The organism is Pseudomonas sp. XP2, assembly GCF_053557975.1.
The window spans coordinates 12,847-34,973 of record NZ_JBNRIK010000019.1; the positions used below are offsets into that span (position 1 = coordinate 12,847).

The 22,127-nt window shown below is 61.8% G+C and carries 17 protein-coding genes; 11 read left to right on the forward strand and 6 right to left on the reverse strand.

The window, feature by feature from the left end:
* Nucleotides 1-302 precede the first annotated feature (302 nt).
* The 3 genes from vasI to tssM are packed head-to-tail and all read left to right on the forward strand — an operon-like array spanning nucleotide 303 to nucleotide 6,027.
* The gene (gene vasI, locus ACK1VC_RS19425) at nucleotides 303-953 is read left to right on the forward strand and encodes a type VI secretion system-associated protein VasI (RefSeq protein ID WP_172455913.1); all 651 of its coding nucleotides are present in this window, start codon (nucleotides 303-305) and stop codon (nucleotides 951-953) included.
* On the forward strand, nucleotides 941-2,404 hold the full coding sequence (gene tssA / locus ACK1VC_RS19430) for a type VI secretion system protein TssA (RefSeq protein ID WP_070086878.1): 1,464 nt from the start codon (nucleotides 941-943) through the stop codon (nucleotides 2,402-2,404). The genes vasI and tssA overlap by 13 nt, the downstream gene beginning before the upstream one ends.
* Entirely contained in the window at nucleotides 2,401-6,027 is a 3,627-nt protein-coding gene (gene tssM, locus ACK1VC_RS19435; RefSeq protein ID WP_191087509.1) for a type VI secretion system membrane subunit TssM, read from the forward strand. Before tssA ends, tssM begins: the two co-directional genes overlap by 4 nt.
* A gap of 19 nt (nucleotides 6,028-6,046) precedes the next feature.
* On the opposite strand, the gene ACK1VC_RS19440 is transcribed toward tssM, so the two are convergent.
* From ACK1VC_RS19440 to ACK1VC_RS19455, 4 genes are read right to left on the reverse strand one after another with little or no spacing between them, the layout of a single operon-like run.
* Nucleotides 6,047-7,729: an FAD-dependent oxidoreductase gene (locus ACK1VC_RS19440; RefSeq protein ID WP_197884266.1), complete on the reverse strand. Its 1,683-nt coding sequence runs from the start codon at nucleotides 7,727-7,729 to the stop codon at nucleotides 6,047-6,049.
* 42 nt (nucleotides 7,730-7,771) lie between these two features.
* Nucleotides 7,772-8,092, reverse strand: a complete 321-nt coding sequence (locus tag ACK1VC_RS19445) for an NIPSNAP family protein (RefSeq protein ID WP_060518607.1) — start codon at nucleotides 8,090-8,092, stop codon at nucleotides 7,772-7,774.
* Nucleotides 8,077-9,810: an FAD-dependent oxidoreductase gene (locus ACK1VC_RS19450; RefSeq protein ID WP_016486127.1), complete on the reverse strand. Its 1,734-nt coding sequence runs from the start codon at nucleotides 9,808-9,810 to the stop codon at nucleotides 8,077-8,079. The genes ACK1VC_RS19445 and ACK1VC_RS19450 overlap by 16 nt, the downstream gene beginning before the upstream one ends.
* A 4-nt stretch (nucleotides 9,811-9,814) precedes the next feature.
* Nucleotides 9,815-10,624, reverse strand: coding sequence for a shikimate dehydrogenase family protein (locus ACK1VC_RS19455; protein ID WP_145914363.1), 810 nt, complete (start codon nucleotides 10,622-10,624; stop codon nucleotides 9,815-9,817).
* A gap of 153 nt (nucleotides 10,625-10,777) precedes the next feature.
* Here ACK1VC_RS19455 and ACK1VC_RS19460 point away from each other — a divergent pair, with 153 nt between their 5' ends.
* The gene (locus ACK1VC_RS19460; protein WP_016486129.1) at nucleotides 10,778-11,548 is read left to right on the forward strand and encodes an IclR family transcriptional regulator; all 771 of its coding nucleotides are present in this window, start codon (nucleotides 10,778-10,780) and stop codon (nucleotides 11,546-11,548) included.
* A 162-nt stretch (nucleotides 11,549-11,710) separates the two neighbouring features.
* Here the strand turns inward: ACK1VC_RS19460 and ACK1VC_RS19465 are convergent, their stop codons facing one another.
* Nucleotides 11,711-13,564 carry an ABC transporter ATP-binding protein gene (locus ACK1VC_RS19465; RefSeq protein ID WP_191087511.1) on the reverse strand — a complete coding sequence of 618 codons (1,854 nt, stop codon included), beginning with the start codon at nucleotides 13,562-13,564 and terminating at the stop codon, nucleotides 11,711-11,713.
* 362 nt (nucleotides 13,565-13,926) lie between these two features.
* Here ACK1VC_RS19465 and dapA point away from each other — a divergent pair, with 362 nt between their 5' ends.
* The 7 genes from dapA to ACK1VC_RS19500 all read left to right on the forward strand — a co-directional run bounded on the left by dapA (nucleotide 13,927) and on the right by ACK1VC_RS19500 (nucleotide 21,184).
* Nucleotides 13,927-14,796, forward strand: coding sequence for a 4-hydroxy-tetrahydrodipicolinate synthase (gene dapA / locus ACK1VC_RS19470; protein ID WP_095114886.1), 870 nt, complete (start codon nucleotides 13,927-13,929; stop codon nucleotides 14,794-14,796).
* A 212-nt stretch (nucleotides 14,797-15,008) separates the two neighbouring features.
* On the forward strand, nucleotides 15,009-15,560 hold the full coding sequence (locus tag ACK1VC_RS19475) for a YdeI/OmpD-associated family protein (protein ID WP_060518599.1): 552 nt from the start codon (nucleotides 15,009-15,011) through the stop codon (nucleotides 15,558-15,560).
* Between the two features lie 82 nt (nucleotides 15,561-15,642).
* The gene (locus ACK1VC_RS19480) at nucleotides 15,643-16,467 is read left to right on the forward strand and encodes an AraC family transcriptional regulator (RefSeq protein WP_023049340.1); all 825 of its coding nucleotides are present in this window, start codon (nucleotides 15,643-15,645) and stop codon (nucleotides 16,465-16,467) included.
* Nucleotides 16,468-16,539: 72 nt separating this feature from the next.
* Nucleotides 16,540-16,926, forward strand: coding sequence for a cupin domain-containing protein (locus tag ACK1VC_RS19485; RefSeq protein ID WP_016486135.1), 387 nt, complete (start codon nucleotides 16,540-16,542; stop codon nucleotides 16,924-16,926).
* Between the two features lie 285 nt (nucleotides 16,927-17,211).
* Nucleotides 17,212-17,736, forward strand: coding sequence for a sigma-70 family RNA polymerase sigma factor (locus ACK1VC_RS19490; RefSeq protein WP_016486136.1), 525 nt, complete (start codon nucleotides 17,212-17,214; stop codon nucleotides 17,734-17,736).
* Nucleotides 17,729-18,688, forward strand: a complete 960-nt coding sequence (locus tag ACK1VC_RS19495; protein WP_016486137.1) for a FecR family protein — start codon at nucleotides 17,729-17,731, stop codon at nucleotides 18,686-18,688. Before ACK1VC_RS19490 ends, ACK1VC_RS19495 begins: the two co-directional genes overlap by 8 nt.
* A gap of 72 nt (nucleotides 18,689-18,760) precedes the next feature.
* Entirely contained in the window at nucleotides 18,761-21,184 is a 2,424-nt protein-coding gene (locus tag ACK1VC_RS19500) for a TonB-dependent siderophore receptor (RefSeq protein WP_449118021.1), read from the forward strand.
* Between the two features lie 195 nt (nucleotides 21,185-21,379).
* Here the strand turns inward: ACK1VC_RS19500 and ACK1VC_RS19505 are convergent, their stop codons facing one another.
* A complete protein-coding gene (locus ACK1VC_RS19505) occupies nucleotides 21,380-22,105 on the reverse strand; it encodes a Crp/Fnr family transcriptional regulator (protein WP_016486139.1) in 726 nt (241 codons plus the stop codon).
* Between the last annotated feature and the right edge of the window lie 22 nt (nucleotides 22,106-22,127).

The following is a 22,127-nucleotide window of genomic DNA, read 5'->3' on the forward strand; positions in this document are numbered from 1 at the left end:
TAGGAGATTTAGAATCAAGTTGTGTTTAATGTTGTTGTGATCTTGTAGGAAGTTTCCTGCATATGTTTAATTGGTCGGGCTGGCTGCCCGTCTTCTATAAAAACCATGCATGGAAAAGTGTCCGGTGGTCGAGCGTGAAGATGTAAGTAAATATTTGTTTGTGTGCATTCGGAACTCTGTACTAGGCTTCCGCTGGATGTGTTCGAGTTGGCGGCATGCGCATATGTGCATTGGCATTTTTTTGTAGGAAATTTCGCGCCGTAATATAGGCCGTTTGTACTATTTCAGAGAGTAAGTTCAGGATGATTAACCGCTGTGCATATGGCGCTGGTCTCTCGTTGCTGTTTTGTCTGCAATCGGTGCTGGCGGGGCCCACGCGGGACTGCCCCCGGATTGTGTCCAACGTCGAGCGACTGGCCTGTTTCGATCAGGCCGCGGGCACGCCTGCGTACACACCAAAGCGACAGTGGTCAGCACCGGAGCAGCAGGCCCCCAGTGTGTTGCGCGTGATGGCAAATGAAGCTGCACGGGCACCGGATGACCTGACGTTTCGCATCGGCAGCCAGACGCAGGACAGCCCAGGCGCACCAGCGCTCGTGATTTCGGCACCCGCCATTGCATCGGGTGATGAACGTACCTACATGGCGATCAGTTGCATCCAGGCCATCTCCCGGCTACAGCTGATTGCCAGGCGCCCGATCGATGCAAGTTGGGTCAAGGTACGGCTGACCGGGGAGGGCTGGTCTACCCGTGAGACGTCCTGGCAGGTGATGGAGAACGGGCAGGTGCTCGATGCCGGGCGGGGCCTGCCAGCCATCGAGCAGATCAGGAAGCTGATCGGTGCCCAGCGTATCGAGGTTGTGAGTGAGCACGGCGAGGTCGACGGGCTGACCTTCGATGCTCAAGGCCTGGATCCGCTGATCAGCCAGGCGCGAAGCACATGCCGGTGGTAGCGCAGGTATCCGCGGCCGAAGTCGCTCGGCTGCTCGCACCGATTGATCCAGCGGTGCCTGCCGGGCTGTTCGATGTCGAGGACGAAACCTACCAGGCCATAGACCAGGAAATGGTCAAGCTGGGTGGGCTGCAGGACGCCTCGATCGACTGGGTCTACATCGAAGAAGCGTCCCGACAGTACCTGAGCCAGCAATGCAAGCATTTGCGAATTGTTGCGCACCTGAGTGCCGCATGGCTGCGTAGCGGCTGCTGGCAGCGTTGGGGATTCAGCTTGGCGCTGTTGGCCGGCATGATCGAGTGCTACTGGGAAACTGCTCATCCCAAGCCTGGGCCGAAAGGCTTTCTGGGCAAGCGCAAGTTGGTTGGCCTGGTGGTCAGCCGCTTGGTCGAGGCGCTACCGCGTCTTGACCGTTTCACCTTTAGTCCTACTCATGCAGCGGCGGCGCAGGCGGCGTTCAACCACCTGCAGCAACAGGGCACGGCACAGCTGGAGGCAGCTGTTCTCGACGAATTGGGGCGCCTGCTGCGAAAGCACATAGAGCTCGCCAACGGTGTCGGCGAGGGTGCGATACCCAAGCCACCGGCGGCGAGCGTGAAACCTGCGCCGCTGGCCGACGTCATCGCCACACCCGCGTCACACCTGTCGATGGGCAATGAGCGTGAGACACGGCGGGCTGTGCTCGCCATGGCCGAGCTCATCAACCAGCAGGACCCTTATGACGCTACTGGCTACCAGTTACGGCGTTTTGGGTTGTGGGCGCACATTCAGGCTGCTCCCCCGGCCAGGCAGGGCAACCGTACGGAATTGATGGCGGTTCCGCTGGATATCACGCGGGTCTATGAAGAGGCCATTGCCAGTACGGCATTTGACCCTGCACTGCTTCAGCGTATTGAAAAAAGCGTGACGGCTTGCCCCTACTGGATTCGTGGCAGCTTTCTGGCTGCGACCGTTGCCGCACGGCTGGCGATGGGCGAGGTGGCTGAAGCCATCCGTTGTGCGACTGCCCGGTTTGTACAGCGAATGCCGGCGCTGCAGCAGTTGTGCTTCAGTGACGGCACGGTGTTTGTCGACGACCAATGCCTGGCCTGGCTCAAAGGCATGCAAGGGCCCTCCGAGCAAAGTTCAACCTCCCACGAGTTTGGCGGCCTGCGCGAGGAGCTGGTCAGCCAGCTGGAAACCACTGGTGTAGAGCCGGTGCTCCTCAGGCTGCAAGGGCTGCAAGCGGGCTTTCGTGCTCCCCGTGAGCGCTGCCACGCCACCGTGATCGCTGCCGACCTGCTGGCCGCGCGGGGGGTGTCGTGGCTGGCCCAGAACCTGTGCGCCAGCGTTGCCCAAACGATGCAGCAAACCACCGCCAGCGCGTGGGAGCCAGAAGTGTTCCAGCGGCTTCAGCAGTACGCGACATCCCCAGCGCTGGCAGTTCAAGACAAGGAACAGGAGCCTCGATGAATCAAATATGGACGCAACTCAAACGTTGGGGCTTGCCGTGGGTAACGCGCATTGGCCTGGCGCTGCCGCTGCTGCTTGGGCTTGGCGCCTTGCTGATGCTGGTCGCTATTTGGTGGCTTGGCCCGCAATGGATGTGGCGTGAGCAACAGCCGCTGGCAAGTGTGGCTCATCGCAGCGTGGCAAGCCTGGTACTCGTGCTGGTGCCGCTTTTGTGCTGGCTTGTGGTGGTGCGCCGGCGCTTACGCCGCCTGCAAGCAGAACGCCGGCAGGCACGCGCCGTCGAACTGGATGGCACGCTACCGTTCATGCAGGCGCAAGAGAAGGCGTTGAGCCAAGGGCTTGAGCGATACCTCGACAATGCCGGTGGGCGACGCGCCCTGTACCGGCTGCCCTGGTACCTGGTGTTGGGCGATGAAAAATCGGGTAAAACCAGCTTCATCGACCGCACCGATCAGCGCTTTACCCTGACGCGAATCGACCAGGCCCAGGCACGGGGTCGACAGGCTGAAGCACTGGCCTACCCGGTCGGTTGGTGGGTCAGCGACGATGCCGTGATCATTGATCCGCCCGGTATCTTCATCAGTCAAAAGCCCCCGGCTGGTTCGGCCGCCAACGACCCCTCCGAGTCTGAACCCTTCGCGACGCTCGGTACCGAGGCCCGGTTGTGGGAGCACTTGTTGAGCTGGCTTGTGCGTAATCGAAGCCAGCGGGCGCTTAATGGTGTGTTGCTGGTCGTCGACTTGCCGGCGCTGTTGAATGGCAAGCCCGACCAACGCGTCGCGCTGGCCCATGGGTTGCGCACACGCCTGTACGAAGTCAGCACCCAGCTGGGGTCGCGCCTGCCACTGTACGTGGTACTGACCAAATTCGATCTGCTGGACGGCTTCGATCAGTTCTACGGCAAGCTTCCCGCCGCCAAGCGTGAAAGCCTGTTGGGATTCACGTTCAAGCTGGATGCAGTTGAGGCGTTCGATGCCTGGCTGGATGAGTATGACGAGCACTACGGACAGCTTCTCGCCACATTGAACGAGCAGGTGATCGATCGCCTGGACGTACTGGGCAAAACAGCGCCGCGCGGGCGCCTGTTCTCACTGCGAGCCCAACTGGTCGGGTTGCGACCCATACTGCTGGCATTTCTGCGCGAAGCCTTGGCAAGTGACCGTTTCACCACGCCACCGTTGGTACGTGGTGTGTATTGGTCGTCAGTGGTGCAGCACGGCGACATGAGCAATGCATTTGTCCGTGAAGCGGCACAGCCCTACAAGACGAAACTTCCCCTGCGTGAGGGCAAGGCACAGGGCAAGGCGTTGGTCTATTTCATCCAGCAAGCATTCAGGCGGGTTATCTATCAGGAGGCCGGCCTGGCGGGCGACAACGTCCGGGTAGCGCGCAGCAAGCGCCAATTGCTGTGGATTGGTTCTGGCGTAGGCCTCCTGGCGTTCAGTATCGCCATCGCCAGCTGGCAGCGCTACTTCGATATCAATAGCTCCAAGGCTGCCAGTGTGTTCGCCAAAAGCCAGGAGTACAGCCGTCACGAAGTCGATCTGCGGCTTGATCCGACCGGGCGCAACCTGCTGGAGCCACTGGACCAGATTCGCGATGCGGTGGCGGTGTTTGGCGACTATCGCGCGGCGTGGCTGGGTGTTGCCGATTTTGGTCTGTATCAAGGGCGCAACATTGGCCCCCTGGTTGATGAGGCGTACCTGAGCTTGTTGTCCAGGCGTTTCTTGCCGGCGTTGGCCAGTGGTGTGATCGATGCCATGAACGCAGCACCTTCTGGCAGCGAGCAGCAAATGGCCGCGCTCAGGGTTTACCGGATGATCGAGGACCGCGACAGCCGCCGGCCCGAATGGGTCGAGGACTGGATGGCCCGTCATTGGCAACGGGCATTTCCTGGGCAAGGGCAACTGCAGCGTGACCTCATGCAGCATTTGAAGTACGCCTTGGCCTATGCAGACACGGATTTGCCGCAGTACCGCCAGCGTGTCAGCGAAGTGCAGCAGGCATTGCGCAAATTGCCGTTGCCACAGCGGGTCTATGCAGGGCTGAAGCAACAGGCGCAAGAGCAGTTGCACAGCGGTCTGGACCTGCGCCACCAGGTAGGGCCTGCGTTCGATGTGGTGTACCAGCCGTCTTCCGGGGCCAGGCAAGGGGAGGAGGAGGTACTGCTGGCCGCCATGCTTACCGCCAAAGGCTTCAGGGAATACTTCGAGCCGCGCAGCCAGCGGTTCGCTGAAATGGCGATGGTCGATCAGTGGGCCTTGGGCGAGCGCAGCCAACTCGACTATTCGGACGTCGACCGCAATGCGTTGACCGAACGGCTGCATAACCTCTACAGCGCCGATTACATTGACAGCTGGCGACGCGCCTTGAATGCATTCACCGTCGCCGACTTCCGTGATCTGGACCATGGTGTCACGGTCCTGCAGCAGTTGACCGGCCCAGCAGCACCTTTGCAGCGGCTGCTGGATACGGTGAGGGATAACACCTCACTCGCTTCCCCGGCTGGTGTTGAAATAACGGGTGAACTGAATACGCTGCGCTCAGCAACGCGCAAACCCGAGCAACAGCAAGCCTTGGCCATCCAGCGGGCGTTTGCAGGCTTGGGCGCGATGCTGCAGGCCACAGGAGAAAAGCCGAGCTACTACGATGAAACCCTCGGCGCTGTTGCGGCCGTGCTGGACTACGCCAAGGCCGTACAGGACAGCCCGGACCGCGGCAAGGCCGCACTGCAAGCTGTGCATCAGCGCTTTGCGATGACCGGGCATGACCCGATAGGCACCCTTCAACGTATTGCCACAGGCTTGCCGGAGCCCATCAACCACCAGGTCAGAAAGCTCGCCGACCAGACCGCCCAGGTGCTGAACGTTGAAGCACTGCGCGAACTGGAGCGGCGTTGGGATGCTGAGGTTTACAGTTTCTTCCAGCAACGTCTGGCAGGCCGCTATCCCTTTATGGTGAAGGCACCCGATGCTTCACTCGATGACTTCGAGGCGTTCTTCGGGCCGAAAGGGAGGCTGCAGCAGTTTCATGATCAATACCTGGAGGTCTTCCTGAAGGAGAACCTTGAGGCCTTGCAATCCGCTCAGCACGGGCAATCCTTGATTCGCGCCGACGTGATCGAGCAACTCGAGCTGGCGGATCGCATCCGCGAAACCTTCTTTGACCAGCGCGGCAAGTTGAGTGTGCAGTTCAGCATCGAGCCGTTGGGGCTCAGCGCTAACCAGCGCACCAGTCTGCTGGACCTCGATGGTCAGCTGATTTCCTACACCCATGGGCCGAGCCAGATCACCGGGATCGTCTGGCCCAATACTTTGGGGCAGCAGGTGCGCAGCAACCTTACCTTGCTGAGGCAGAACGGTAACAGCAGCAGCCTGGAGTACCGCGGGCCGTGGTCGATGTTCCGCTTGCTCAGCCGCGGCTCACTCAATGGGCGGACGCCAACCAGCGTAGACCTGAGCTTCCGGACCGGTGATGGCGTGATGCGCTATCGACTGAATGCTGAAAAAGCCTTCAATCCCATCACCCAGCAACCGTTCAAAAGCTTCCGGTTGCCGCGAGGGTTGTTGCAACAGCCGCCCAAGGTGGCTCAGGTAGAGCAGGCGCATGGGCAGCCTTTATGAAAACCAGCCCTTGCGGTGTTCACTGTGAACGCAGGCCACTTAACGCTCTACCGGCCAGATACCCAAAGGTCATCCCCGGGCCAAGGGTAATACCACCACTCGGGTAATACCCGCCCATCACGCTGTGCATGTCATTACCCACCGCAAACAGCCCGGGTATCGGCTGCCCCGCGTGGTCCAGCACCCGGGCCGAGGCGTCGGTGCCCAGGCCGGCGAAGGTGCCAAGGCTGCCTGGCAGCAGTTTAACCGAATAAAACGGCCCCTCCAGCAAGGGCCGAAGCGACGGGTTGGGTGCCTGCTGCGGTTCACCCTGAGCCCTGTTGTAGGCCGACGTGCCGCGCTGGAAGGTCGGGTCTTCACCCTGTGCCGCAAAGTGGTTGAAACCGTCCACAGTGCGCTGCAACTGCCCGGCATCGATCCCGCAGCGCTTCGCCAGCTGTGCCAGCGTAGCGCCGCTGTGCAGGTAGCCACAGCGTTGGTAAAAGCGGGTAGGGAAGGGAAACGGTTTGGCCCAGCCGATGCCGTAGCGGCGCTGCGCCGCGTGGTCGCAGATCAGCCAGGCTTCAGGCGGCTCGCCTTGCGGCGTGGCAGCGAACAGTGTGTTCATGAAGTCATGGTAGCAATCGGCTTCGTTGACGAAGCGTCGGCCATCGCGGCGCACGGCAATGAAGCCGGGTTTGGCGCGGTCGATCAGGTGCGGGAAATGGCCGAAGGTTCCATCTTTGCGTGGTACCCGCGAAACCGGTGCCCAAGCGCCGGCTTGGGCCAGCTCGGTGCTTACCAGGCCACCGGCCTGTTCGCCCAGGCGCAGGCCGTCGCCGCTGTTTTCTTTGGGCGCGGCAGAGTAATGCCGGGTGCCATCCGGCGCATGCGCCATCAATTGAGCGATGCGCTGGCGGTCGTGCGGGAAGCCGCCACAGGCCAGCACCACACCCCGGCGTGCGTGAATCGCCTGGCCATCGGCAAACAGCGCGCCGCTGACCCGGCCTTCTCCCAACAGGCGGCTGGCCGGCTTGTCGGTCAGCAGCGTCACACCCAGGTCCAGGGCGCTGCGCAGCAGGCGTGCCACCAGTGCGTTGCCATTGACCAGTTGCTGGCCGCGTCGGTGTAGCAGCAGGTCGCGCCCGTGGCGCAGCAGGCGCTTACCTACATGCAACGCTGCCTTGAACGAGCGCGTGGCATTGAAAAAGGCGGCCATGTCGGTGCCGCCGGCAATGCCCAGGCCGGCCAGGCTGACGATGTCCAGCGGTGGGCGCAGCCTGTGCAGCCAGGGCCCTAGCAGGCGGCCGTCGTAGGGCAGTGCGCACAGTGAACGGCCGCCGTGTGCGCTGCCGTCACCTTCGCGCATGTCGGGCATGCGGCTGCCGGACTGAAACTGCACAGCAGTGTGCTGCTGGAAAAACGCCACCATCTCGGGGCCGTAGCGCAGGAATGCCCGCTGACGTGGGTCCAGCTCGTGGGTGTGGGTTTGCGCACGCAGGTAGCGTTCTGGGGCATCGTCGGTTTCGACGATGCCTTCGGCAATGGCCAGCGGGTTGCGCGGTACCCATAGCCAGCCCCCCGACCAGGCGCTGGTGCCGCCCAGCTGGCTGGCTTTTTCCGCAACGATCACGCGCAGGCCGTGATGCGCAGCGGTAACGGCGGCTGCCAGGCCAGAAGCACCGGAGCCGATGACGAGTACGTCACATTCGAGGGGTTGCATGCAGGGGTTCCGCTCAGGGGTTGATAGAAGGTCGCTTACGGTTTACTTCAGCGGCGAAAAGCCGGTGGGCCGCATCAGTCGCGATTGCAGGCGTACTACCGCACCCAGTTCGCGGTTGCGCCGCGAGAATTCTGCCCAGCGCGGGTCTGATGCCATCGCGGCGCGGCGCGCTATGCGCTCATCGAGGCTGGTATAGCCCCAGATGTGCACCACCTGGTTCACGTCGCCAAACTCGCTGGTAAAAAAGCCCACCAGGTTACCCAGGTGTTCGCTTTGCACTTCCAGCGCATGGCTTTGGTACAGGGCCAGCCAGTCGGCCATTTTCAGGGGGTCTAGGGTGTAGGTTCTCAATTCGTAGTACATGCAGAGGTCTCCGTTTGGGTGGCCGGCGCCTGCAGGCGCGCGGTGATGTGGTTGGCAGCGAGCCAGCCGAAGGTGAGCGCAGGGCCCAGGGTGATGCCGGGGCCGGGGTAAGTGCCTTTCATCAGTGAGTTCATGTCATTGCCGACCGCGTACAGCCCGGCAATCGGCTGGCCGCTTCGGTTCAGTACATTGGCATCGGCGTTGGTCACCAGGCCGCAGGCCGACCCAAGGTCGCCGGTGTGAATGCGAATGGCGTAGAACGGCCCGCTTGCCAGTGGCGCCAGGCACGGGTTAGGGGTGTGTTGCGGGTCGCCCATGTAGCGGTTGTAGCTGTTGCCGCCTTTGCCGAACGCGCGGTCGATGCCATTGCGGGCATCTGCGTTGAACTGCTCGAGGGTTTGCGCAAGCACCTGTGGGTCAACGCCGATGGCTTGGGCCAGGGCCTCTGGTGTTGCGGCCTGGTACAGGTAGCCGGCGTCGATCAGCGCCTGGTTGTTTACCGGTTTAGGCCGCGCCAGGCCCAGGCCGTAGCGGTTCATGGCCTCGGCATCGCAGACCAGCCAGCAGCTGGCAATGCCGTTGGCGAACATGGTCTGCACGAAGTGGTGGTAAGAGTCCGACTCGTTGACGAAGCGCCGCCCGGTCGGGTCTACCGCGATCACGCCAGGCTTGGCGCGGTCGGTGACCAGGTGCGGGAAGCGTTCACGCTCGCCACTGGCATGGCGCAGTTCGGAAACCGGCGCCCAGAAGAAGTTGGCCGCCAGGCCCTCGCCCTGGGCTGCCGACACAGCCTGGCCAAGGCGCAGGGCAGCGCCGTCGTTGGCAGCGGGCGACATGGTCAGGTGCGGTGTTGGCTGAGCGGGCCGGTAGCCAGCGGCGAGCGCGCCCGCCGCGAACCCACCCATGGCGCACACCACACCGCCACGCGCCAGTACCCGCACACGGCGCCCCTCGTGTTGTACCACCACGCCCGTGACCACGCCCTGTTCAACGATCAGCTCCAGGGCCTCGCTGCGCAACCACAGTTGGGTGCCATGGGCGAAGGCACTGGTGGCCAGGCGTGCGATCAGGGCGTTGCCGGTAGTCAGTCGGGTGCCACGTGGGTGCTGCAGGCGGTCCCGAGCGTAACGCGCCATCAGTTTCAGGCAGTGCCACAGCGACCTGGGTGAGCGGCGTATGCTGAGAAAATGCTGGATATCCACGCGGTTGACCATCATGCCGCCGAACAGCAGCATCCCGGGCGGTGGCATCTGCAGGTCCTTGAAGCGCGGGCCGAGGTGCTTGCCGTCGTATTCGACCATTTCCAGCGCCCGACCAAACTGGGTGGCGCCGGGCGCATCGGGGTAATAATCCGGTGAGTGCGGGCGCAGGGCGTAGCGCAGCTCGGTGTGCTGTTCCAGCCAGCGCAGCGCCTGGTGGCCCTGCTCGATGAAGGCGTCTGCCAATGCAGGCTCGTAGCCATCGCCGATAACGTGCCTGAGGTAGGTGCGCATGGCCTCGGGGGAGTCCTTGGCGCCAGCGGCGCGGGCCTGGTCGGTGCCATACAGCCACACCGCCCCGCCGGAAATCGCCGACGTGCCGCCGAAGTGCTCGGCCTTTTCCACCACCAGCACCTTCAGCCCGCGCCGCGCTGCCGTGGCTGCAGCGGCAAAACCTCCGGCGCCGCTGCCCAGCACAATAAGGTCAAAGCGCTGCTGTGTGTTTTCGATAGTGGCCATGGCCTCAGATCTCCAGTGGCGTCACGCCCATGAAGGCGCCGAGGTGGCCCAGTTGGGCGAAGGCCATTTCCGGGCCAGTCTGGATCGCACAGCCAACCTGCCGAGCCCGGTGCAACAGCGGGGTGATCTCGGGCGAGGTGACCACGTCGGCGACCAGGGTGTCGGGCTGCAGGGTTGCCAGCAGCGCGGCAGACAATGGCAGCTCTGCGCTTGTGCCCATACCGACGGGGGAGGCATTGGCCACAAGGTCGAAGTCTTCAAGCCCGCAGACCTGCGTGCTGATGCCGAGCCCGGGGAAGGCCCTGCCAAGCAGTTCGCATAGCGCGCCCAAGCGTGCAGCACTGGGGTCATGGAGGGTGATGCTGGCAATACCGGCCTCACCCAGTGCATAGCTGATGGCACTGCCGACTCCGCCGCAACCAACCACCAAGGCCCGCTTGCCCGCCGGCTCGAAGCCATGCTTGCGCGCAGCCCCCAGGAAGCCGGCGCCGTCCACGTTGTCGCCCAGCAAGCGCCCGCCAGGCTCGCGGCGAATCACATTGACCGACCCCAGGGCGGCCGCGCGCGCGCTCAGGCCGTCCAGGCAGTTGGCCAGGGCTTGTTTGTAGGGCACAGTGACCACGCAACCACGCAGGTTCTGCCAGCCGCGCAGGCTGTCTGCAAAGCTGCCCAGCGCTGCTTCGTGCAGGTCGATGGGCAGCATGGCGATGTTGCAGTTGTTGTTGGCGAACCAGGTGTTGAAGTTCTCGGGGGACTTCACCTGGGCGATGGGCGAACCGACGATTGCGACGAGTTCAGTGGAACCACGAATCATGCTGACCTCCTTATTGTTTTGTTGTGGAGGCAAGCGTGCTGCACGGGCGGGGGCGTCAACAATGCGCTGATCGGGCTTTTAGTGCGATAATCGCAATCATGAGCCGGTTATCGCAGTGAACGGCAGTTTTGCAACCCGTTATGAGCCAAAACAATGAACACGTCCGTCATCCACTCCCGGGACCTGATCGCCGGGTTGCAGAAAGGCCTGGCCCTCATGCAATTGTTCAGCGCCGAGCAGCCACGCCTCAGCGTGCCGCAGGCGGCCAGGTTGTCTGGCCTTACCCCCAGCGCCACACGGCGGTTTTTGCTGACCTTGGTGCACGAGGGATTTGCCGAAACCGACAGCCGCGAATACTGGCTGACACCCAAGGCTTTGCGTATTGGCCAGGCGTATGTGGACTCGGCGCAACTGCCGCGCATGCTGCGGCCGATCATCGAGCAGGTGGCGCGCCAGACCCAGGAACATGTGTCGGTGGGTACCCGCGATGGGGACGAAATCATCCACCTGGTGCGCAGCCGTTATAGCCATGTGGCTTCGTTGTCGATCAGGCCCGGCTCGCGGGTGCCGATGTATTGCACGGCCGGGGGGCGGATCTGGCTGGCCTGGCTGGGTGAGGGGGAACGGGAGGCGTACTTTGCACGCAACCCCCTGCGGCCGTTGACGCCTTATACGCTGACAGACCGGGCGCAGCTGGACGCGGAGTTGCAGCGGGTGAAGGGGCAGGGTTTCTGTATCGTTGATCAGGAATTTGAAATCGGCATGCGGGTGCTGGGTGTACCGTTGCTGGACCGGGCCGGTCAGTTGAAAGCGACGCTGACCATCACAACCCACGCTTCGCGGTTGAGTGTTGATGAAATCCGTTTGCGCTATCTGCCACCGCTTTATGAGGCGCAGGCGCTGTTGCGGCCGGTGCTGGATTGAGGCGTTCATACCGCAGGTAGCCCGCTGCGATCCGAGCTGCGATAGCTGGCCTGGCGCACGCGCGACCACTGTGGGAGCGGGCATGCCCGCGAACACCGGCGCAGCCGGTGCCATCCTTCGCGTCGCCTGCTCCCACACTGTCCGCGTCAGCTTCAGCTGAGCCTATTCAACCACCTCGGCCACGCCCTGGTCTTCACCCAGGAACCCACCACTCTGGTGCTGCCACAGCCGGGCATAGGTGCCATTCTTCGCCAGCAGTTCGGCGTGTGTACCTTGCTCGATGATGCGCCCTTCATCCATCACGATCAGCCGGTCCATGGCGGCAATTGTCGACAGCCGGTGGGCGATGGCGATGACGGTCTTGCCTTGCATCATTTCGTCCAGGCTTTCCTGAATGGCCACTTCCACTTCCGAGTCCAGCGCACTGGTGGCTTCGTCCAGCAGCAGGATCGGCGCGTTCTTCAGCATTACCCGGGCAATGGCGATGCGCTGGCGCTGGCCGCCGGACAGCTTGATACCGCGCTCGCCCACCAAGGTGTCGTAACCGTTGTGGCCCTGGCGGTCGCTGAGCTGGCTGATAAAACCATCCGCTTGTGCATTGGCTGCAGCGGCGCGGATTTGGGCGTCGGTTGCGTCCGGGCGCCCATAGGCGATGTTATCCCGAATCGAGCGGTGCAACAGCGAGGTGTCCTGGGTGACCATGCCGATGGCGCTGCGCAGGCTGTCTTGCGTGACCTTGGCGACGTTCTGCCCATCGATGCGGATTTCGCCACTGTCCACGTCGTAGAAGCGCAGCAGCAGGTTGATCAAGGTGGACTTGCCGGCGCCAGAGCGGCCGACCAGCCCGGCCTTTTCGCCTGGGTGAATGTGCAGGCTCAAGTCGTTGAGCACCTGGCGCTCGCCGTTGTAGTTGAAACTGACCTTGTCAAAGCTCACCGCGCCGCCGCGGGTTACCAGCTCGGTGGCACCTGGCGCATCCTGTACCTTGGGACCGCGGGTGAGGGTGGCCATGCCGTCCTGCACGGTGCCGATGTTCTCGAACAGCGAGGTCATCTGCCACATGATCCAGTGCGACATGCCATTGATACGCAGGGCCATGGCGGTAATGGCCGCGACTGCCCCGGTGCCGACCTGGCCCTGGTGCCACAGCCACAGCGCGTAGCCGCCGGCACCAAAGATCAAACCCACCACCAGTGCCTGGTTGACGATCTCGAACTGGCTGACCAGGCGCATCTGGCGAAAGCCGGTCTGCTTGAAGTCCTCCATGGCCGCGCGGGCAAAGTGCGCTTCGCGTTTGGAGTGCGAGAACAGCTTTACCGTGGTGATGTTGGTGTAGGCGTCGGAAATTCGCCCGGTCATCGACGACCGTGCGTTGGCCTGTTCTTGCCCGACCTTGCCCAGGCGGGGCACGAAATACAGCATGGCCAGCCCGAACAGCACGAGCCAGGCAATGAACGGCAGCATCAGCTTCAAGGCAAAGCCACCGGCCAGGGCGATGATTGCAATGAAGTACACGCCGATGCCGGGCAGGATTTCGATGAGCGTGAACAAGACCTCGCGCACCGCCAGCGCCGTTTGCATCACCTTGGTGGTAACCCGGCCAGAGAACTCGTCGGAGAAGAACGACAGGCTCTGGCGCAGCATCAGGCGATGGAAGTCCCAGCGCAGACGCAACGGCAGATTGATTGCCAGCACCTGGTGCTGCACCAGGGTGCGCAGGGCCACCAGCCCGATGCTGGTCACCAGAACGATGCCAATCCCCCACAGTACGTGGCTTTCCTGTGTGCTTGCCGCGCCACCGGCCTGCCAGGCCGAGAGCAGGTCGACCACTTGGCCGAGAAAGGCAAACAGCCAGGCTTCGTAAATCGACACCCCGGCACTGAGCAGTGCCAGGGCAAGAATGTAGCCGCGGGCGCCCCGGGTGCAGGCCCACATGAAGCGCAGCAGGCCAACCGGCGGCGGCGGTACCTCGTCGGGGGGGAAGGGGTCTAGCCAGCGTTCAAAAATGCGAAGCATGCATGTCTCCGGTAAATCAGCATCTGCCTGACAGGTAACCATACCGCACATCGGCATGTTCGACCTGCGCTACAGCAGGTTGACAGCTTGTCCGCCGCCCGAGCATTATCCAGCCATACCTACGCAACGGGTTTGCCAGCATGTCCATGTCCAACCACGCCATTTCCGCTTCGGGCTTCATTGCTCAGGCAGGTGCGTGCGTTGCCGTTGCCAAGAAATCCAAGAAACAGCCGCTCATCTGACCGAGGCGCGCTGTCTCGTCAGGTGGGCTGACGAGACAGAAGGCGCCAGGTATCCCTGCCAGACCACTTCGACTCTTCACCCGCTGACGCTGACTTTCGGTCAACATCAGGAGTTTATGCATGTCGAATTTTCGTGGTATCTGGATCGCCCTTGTCACACCCCTGCGCGCCAATGAAGTTGACTTCGCCGCCCTTGAAAAGCTGGTGAAGAAGCTGCTCGAAGAAGGCGTGGCCGGTTTTGTGGTGTGCGGTACCACGGGGGAGGCGGCGGCACTGTCCAAGGCCGAGCAACTGGCTGTGCTGGACGCCGTGCTGGCCTGGGTGGCGCCAGACAAGGTGGTCATGGGCCTGTCGGGTTACAACTTGCGTGAATTGCTGGCCTTCCAGGCCGAGATCCAGCGGCGCAACATTGCTGGGCTTCTGGTACCGGCGCCTTGCTACATCCGCCCTTCGCAGGCCGGTATCGAAGCCTTCTTCAACACGGTAGCCGATGCCGCCAGCGTGCCGCTTATCGTGTACGACATCCCTTACCGCACCGGCGTGCGCATCGAGCGCGAAACCTTGCGCCGGATTGTGCGCCATCCGCGCATCGCGGCAGTCAAGGACTGCAGCGGCGACAGCGAAACCACGATGGCCTTGATCCAGGACGGCCATGCCCAGGTGCTGGCCGGTGAAGACCTGCAGATATTCAACAACCTGTGCCTGGGCGGTGCAGGGGCCATTTCGGCCTCGGCCCATGTACATGCGCACCTTTACGTGCGCATGCTGCGGCAGGTCGATAGCAGTGACTGGGCGGCTGCGCGTGGCACGTTCTACCAGCTGCTGCCCTGGATCAGGATGGCCTTTGCCGAGCCCAACCCGGCTGTGGTCAAGGCGGCATTGCAGTTACAGGGCTTGATGACCGACGAGCTGCGCGAACCGATGCAGCCTTGCACTCAACCAACCAGAGACAAATTGCTGGCGGTGCTGGCGCTACCCGGAGCCCTGTAGGAGTAGCCTTTTTGCTGCGAGGAGGCCTTGAAGCCGAACAAGGCCTTCAGGCCCGGCGCGCCACGCGTGCCGACGGCGAGGTAAAAGCCCCTGCGCGCGTCGTGGACTCCCCCGCTGCGTTCAACAGTAGGGTGGGTGCGGTGCTGGCGGCCCTGCCGGGTTAAAGTGTCTTTACTGCGACTGAAGCTGGCATCGTGACTGGAGGCGTTGCAATGACAAAGACCGTTGTGAAAGCCCGCTTCGAAGCAACGCTTCTTCGTCCGGTAAACCCTGGGGATGATTCGTCATGGGCATTCGTGGTACTGCCAAAAGAGGCGAGTGCACAGCTTCCCAGGCGCGGAAGGACGACAGTTGAAGGCACATTGAATGGATACCCTTTCCAGGCAACCCTTGAACCGGATGGTCAACTGAGCCATTGGCTGCAGATCAGCTCTACGTTACTCGACGCTGCAAATGCTGCCATTGGCGACATCGTTACACTGGAGGTGAGCCCTGTGCCGAAGGAGCCCGAACCTGGCATCCCTCCCGATTTTCAGGAGGCACTGGCAGCCACGCCTGAGGCTCGTCTGGTCTGGACCAATACGACGACCCTCGCACGAGTAGACTGGATACACTGGATCACGTCAGCCAAGCAGGCCCAGACGCGCACAAAACGAATCGCCAATGCATGCGATATGCTTGCCTCCGGCAAGAAGCACGTTTGCTGTTTCGACCCGTCTGGTTACTACAGCAAGGCCTTCCGTGCGCCTGAGGCGCAAGATTGAGAAACGCCGCCGCGGGTGGGAATCCTGAAGCACAAGGGGTCAACCACCCATCCCAGATGCCTCACTAGCAGCAAGCATACTCATGGATCGAAAAGCAAACCCGTCATCCACCCCTGACTGGGTCATACGCAGCACTACGCCTGGCAGCGTGGAGCGCATCGAAGCCTGGTTTGGTGGCCATGGCTACGACCCGCATCGTCATGACACATACTCGATAGGCCGTACCCTTGCCGGTGTTCAGAGCTTTCACTACAAGGGGGCGCTGTGCCACGGCGTGCCAGGCAATACCCTTGTGCTGCACCCGGATGAAGTACATGACGGCATGGCTGGCACGGAGGTGGGCTTTCGATACCGTATGGCCTACATCGACCCGTCGTTGATCCAGAACGTGCTCGGGGGCGAACCGTTGCCTTTCATCGCCGGCGGGCTCTCCTGCGACCCGCGTTTGTACCGCGCCAGCGAGGCGTTCGTACAAGCCTTGGACCATCCTCTGGAAACACTGGAGGAGCAGGACGCCGTGTATGACCTGGCCATGGCGCTGCGTGCCGTCGGTGGTAAGCCACGTGGCCGCAAACGCCTGGACTACCGCAGCGCCGAGCGCGCCAGAGCGTTCATCATGGAGCATCTGCACGTAGGCATCACGCTGGAGATGCTCGAACAGGCCAGCGGGCGTGAGCAATGGAGCTTGTCGCGGGACTTTCGCGCCCTCTACGGCACCAGCCCTTACCGGTTTGTCACGCTACGGCGCCTGGACTGTTTTCGCAGGCTGATCCTGGACGGCTTCACCCTGGTCGATGCCGCCCTCGCCGCAGGCTTTCACGATCAGAGCCACATGACCCGGCACTTCACTCGCACCTACGGCGTACCGCCATTGCGTTGGTTGGAACGCTTGCGTGCTGTTCGCTGAGTTGCAGGATCGTACAAGAAAGCCGTGTTTCCCATTCGATAGGCTGGTCGCTCCAACTAGAGAGGATCGGCCATGTCCGGCATACATCAGCAATGCGTACCGCAGCCTGTGAACCTGACTCAAAAAGCTTCGCTTATCGAGCAACAGTGGAGTCCACGGGTGGTCGCGGAAATGAACGACTACCAATTCAAGGTGGTTCGCATCGAAGGTGAATTCATTTGGCACTCGCACCCCGAGACCGATGAAGCGTTTCTGGTACTCGAAGGCCTCTTGCGCATCGATCTCCCAGAGGGCTGCGTGCATGTGAAGCCGGGCGAGCTGTATGTGGTGCCGCGTGGGGTAGAGCACAGAACAGCGGCAGAGACGGAGACGAAACTCATGATGATCGAGCCGCGAGGTGTGTTGAATACCGGTCATGAAGGCGGGGAGCGAACGGCTGTGAATGACGTCTGGATCTAAGTTGACGTCTCTGATATTGGCTGGCTTCTTCAAGACTTGGAACAGACAACTATCCGAGGTGGAGGGGCCGTTTCGCGAGTCACTGGCGACAAGTTCAGCTTCCGTCAGTGTTGCGTAGCCCTGGAGGTTTTGGTGCAATTCTTGTCGGAGCCGGCTTTCAGGCGATGAGGCCGGTATTTGACCAGATGAGGTCGACAATCGTCATCCGCCAGCGGTTGACAAGGATATGGCGAGGCTCCTGCATAAGTGATAACTTAGATTAATTCTCATTTGCAGCCAATTGTCATGGACCGACCTCGATCACCTTCTTCCGATCCCATTGGCGAGCTGTATGCGGGGCACCACCCCTGGTTGGTGGCGTGGCTGCGGCGGCGCCTGCAATGTCCGCATCAGGCTTCGGACTTCGCCCAGGACACGTTCTACCGTGTACTCACCGCCGGGCAGTATGCTTCCCCTCGTGAGCCTCGTGCATTTCTTGCGACCATTGCGCGCCGTATCCTGATCGACAACGGCCGCCGCTTGCGCCTGGAGCAGGCATACAGGGAGGCGCTTGAGGCCAGTGTCGAGCATATGGAGCAGGCGTTCTCGCCCGAGCAAATCCTGCAGGCCATAGAGCTGCTGGAACGTATCGACCGAGCGCTGTCACGCATGAAGCACAGAGTTCGTGAAACCTTTATCCTCCGTCACCTTGAAGGCTTGTCCCAGGATGACATCGCACGCCATCACGACATTTCGGTGAGGACTGTACAGGCCGATTTAGTCGAGGCCATGCTGGCTTGCGACGCTGCCATGGAGGTGAGCGATGCCTGACCAGACTGCCGATTCGGTCCTGCGCGAGGCTGCGCGCTGGCTGGTGCTACTCGACGACGAGGCCGACGTTCAGTTACAGGCGCAATTCCAGGCATGGATCAGCGCGGCCCCTGAACATGCGGCAGCGGTCGCGCGCTTGCAAGGGCGTCTGAGTTCGTTGCAGCAACTACCCCGCCAGGCTGCCGGAAAAGCCCTCCGCCACGCACCACGCGCGCCCCAGGCCAGCAAGATGCAGGCCCTGGCCTTGGCGCTGGCCCTGCTTCCCATGGCCTGGATCACCACGACTTGCTGGCAACAGGGATATCTGCTGGCAGACCTGAGCACCTCAGGGGGCGCTTGGCTTGATCGCCGACTAGACGATGACAGCGAAATCCATCTGGACGGGGACTCGGCCGTGAACGTGCATTTTGATGCAGGTGAACGTCGGGTCGAGCTGCTGCGTGGCGAAGTGTTGGTCGATGTGGCCAAGGACCCTCGCCCATTCCTGGTAGTGACTGCACATGGCAGTGTGCGGGCGCTTGGCACGCGCTTCACGGTGGCGCGGCAAGGCGACTCGACGCAAGTGACCATGATCGAGTCGACCACCGCCATCAGCAGTGCCGGCCACTCACTGAAGCTGACGGCCAACCAGCGCGTACGTCTTGGCGCACAAGGCCCAGGCAACGTCGAACAGGTACGGGCAGATGCCCTTGAACAGGCTTGGCACAAGCACCAGTTGCTGGCCGAAGATGAGCCACTGAGCGATGTGCTGACGCGCTTGTCGCGCCACTACCCAGGCCTGCTGTGGGCCGATCATGCTGCCCTCGCAGGGCTACAGGTGACGGTGATGCTGCCGCTGGATGATCCGCGCCAGGCATTGCGGCTGCTGCAACGCACCTTGCCGATCCAGGTCAGCCAGTACACCCCTTGGATAACCCGGGTAACCCTGAAGCCCGAGGTGGGGCGGAAATAGTTTCAATAATCATTTCGTGTTTTCGAATTTCGTCCGTCCTCCCATGGCCAACACCATAGGAGTATCGAAAACATGAAGTCGCCGATTCGAGCGCTTACCCGTTCTACCGCGCACGGCCTCTACCTGGCCGTGCGCCTGGCACTTTGTACGGCACCACTGGCAGTGCCTGCCAGCGCATTGGCCGAGCAATCCCTGCAGCGCTATGACATCGCTGCCGGGCCGTTGGGCGAAGCCCTGGGTCGGTTCGCCCAGGCCAGCGCAACGCCCATCTCTTTTGAGTCCCGTCAGGTGCAAGGATTGACCAGCCCCGGTGTGCACGGGAGCTTCACCATCGATGGCGGTTTTGCACAGGTACTGTCCGGGTCTGGACTGGTAGCGAGCCCAACCGAAGATGGCTATCAACTCCAGCAGGCCGTACCGGTCACAGGCGCAGTCAACCTTGCAGCGACCACCATTGCCGGCAATACACCCGGCTCGATTACCGAGGATAGCGGCTCCTACACCACAGGATCGACCAATACGGCGACCAAGATGGCCCTGAGCCTGCGGGAAACCCCGCAATCGGTGACGGTGATCACCCGCAAGAAGATGGACGACCAGAACATCCAGAACCTGGACGATATCGCGCGCACGGCAACCGGTATCACCCTGACCAAGATTGGCACTGACCGCTCCACCTATTACGCGCGTGGCTTCGAGATCAGCGATCTGCAATACGACGGGATTCCGACCAACATCTCGGAAAACTACTCGATGGACGTCATGTCCACGTCGAACATGGCTCTCTACGACCGTGTCGAAGTTGTACGCGGGGCCAACGGCCTGATGCAGGGCACGGGCAACCCGTCGGCGGCGATCAACCTCGTGCGCAAGCGGCCGACCCAGGACTTTCGCCTGGGCGCGGAATTGGGTGCAGGCTCCTGGGACAACTACCGGAGTCAGGTGGATGTTTCCGGGCCATTGACCGCCACGGGTAATATTCGCGGCCGCGCAGTGGCCTACTACAACAACGCCAACAGCTACCGGGACGGCGCCGAGCGAGACAACCAGTTGCTGTATCTGGTCGGCGAGGCGGATCTGAACGACTCCACCGTGCTGACGCTAGGTGCCACCCTTCAGAAGGACAACCAGAACGGCTATGACTGGGGCGGCCTGAATACCCGCAGTGACGGCTCCTTCTACCCGCTCTCGCGCTCCACCAACCTCAACGGCAAGTGGGCGCACCTGGATCGCAACAACTACACCCTGTTCGGCGATGTCACGCACAAGTTTGACAACGAATGGACGTTGACCTTGGCCATGAACGCGATCTGGTCGAACGCCGATTTCCTTTCGGCCTATCCGAGTCGGGTATCGGGCGACAACTATCGCATGACCGTCTCCCAGGCTGACTACGACGACACCCAGTTCGCGCTGGACCTCTATGCAACCGGGCCCTTTGAGCTGTTCGGGCGCAAGCACCAATTGATGTTGGGGGCCAACAGTCGCCAGGACGAGTTCACTGCCGTCATCAAGAGCGCGGTCAACAACCCCACGATCACCATCACCGACTTCGACTACAGCGCTCTGCCCAGCCCCATCCTCAATGCGCTCGGCTCGGACTACAACTACAAGCGCAAGGAGCGAGGCCTGTACGGTGCCTCGCGCTTCAGCCTCACGGATGACCTGAGCCTGATCCTCGGCACGCGGGTGAGTTGGTCGGACTACGAGGTGGCCAGCCCGTACACCAATGATCGATACCGGGAGAATGGCCGGTTGGTGCCGTATGCCGGGCTGGTACTGGACCTGGATAAGCACCACAGCTGGTATGCCAGCTACACCGAGATCTACAAGACTCAGAGTTACTACGGTGTCGGTAACACCTTGCTTGACCCTATCGAGGGCGACAACTACGAAACCGGCATCAAGGGTGAGTATTTCGATGGCCGCCTGAACACCACGCTGGCCATTTTCCAGACCAACCTAGAGAACATGCCCGAAGCCCTGTCGGTGTCGCCAACCTGTGGCGTGACGGGTACCAGCAAATGTCATGAAGCCGGCGCGAAAGTGCGTAACCGCGGCTTTGAACTGGAGATTTCAGGCGAACCACTGGAGAACTGGAACCTTAGCGCTGGATACACCTACAGCGATCCAGAATATGTGGCTGGCAGTAACAAGGGCTCGGACTACTATCGCAAGATCCCGCGCCGCCTGCTAAAGGTGTCGACGGACTACCGCTTGCCCGGTGCCCTCGACCAGTGGCGCGTGGGTGGCGACGTGTATGCCCAGAGCCGCACCGCCGCCGATGTCAACGGGTATGCCATCAAACAAGGTGGCTACGCATTGCTCAACGTGCACGCCCATTATCAAATCAATCAACAGTTCAGCGTGCAGTACAACCTCAACAACGCCTTGGGCAAGGTCTATTACCAGTCCTTGCCAACTTCAAACAACTTCGGTGGCCTGTACTACGGTGATCCGCGCAATGTCGCAGTCACGCTACGCTACCAATATTGATGCCGTGGGTATTGGATGATCCGCATGCGCTACATGCGTGAAGCCTGTCGGATCATCATGCGGGCTCCCGAAGCAGTTGCCAACCCGTTCCGCAGGGTCATTTGAGAGATGACACGAGCTGAGTGGCCTGGCAGGTCGATAGTTAGCCATTGGTTCTCATCGGTTTGACTGACCCCCCAAGGCCCCCCCAAGGCTTCAACCTTGGGTGCCCGGTAGGTAGGGCAGCAGTCGCTCGGTTTCTTTCTTCACCACCGCGTAGCATTCGCAGCTCAGCAGTTCCAGGCGTGCCCGGTCCAGTACCCTGATCTGCCCGCGGTTGTACTCGATCACCCCCAGGCGCTGCAACTTGCCGGCGGCGTCGGTCACACCTTCGCGGCGCACGCCCAGCATGTTGGCGATCAGTTCCTGGGTCATGCACAGGCGGTCGCCCGGCAGGCGGTCGAGCGACAACAATAGCCAGCGGCACAATTGCTGGTCGATGGAGTGATGTCGATTACACACCGCTGTTTGTGCCATCTGGGTGATCAGTGCCTGGGTGTAACGCAGCATCAAGGTCATCAATTCGCCATGGCGGTTGAACTCGTCCTTGATCTTTTGCACGGGCAGACGGTAGGCATGCCCGGCGCTTTGCACGATGGCCCGGCTGGGCGTGCTTTCGCCGCCCATGAACACGGCGATGCCAACCACCCCTTCATTACCCACCACGGAAATTTCGGCTGAGGCGCCGTTTTCCATCACGTACAGCAGCGAAACGATGGCATCGACCGGGAAGTGGACATGGCGCAGGCTATCGCCGGACTCGTACAGTGCCTTGCCCAGGGGCAGGTTGACGTGCTCCAGGTCCGGCGCCAAACGGCTGAACGCCTCTGGCGACAGGGCAGCCAGCAAGTGGTTGTGTTGGGGTTTTACCGTGTGTTGCATGCGTGGGACCATCGATGGCAGC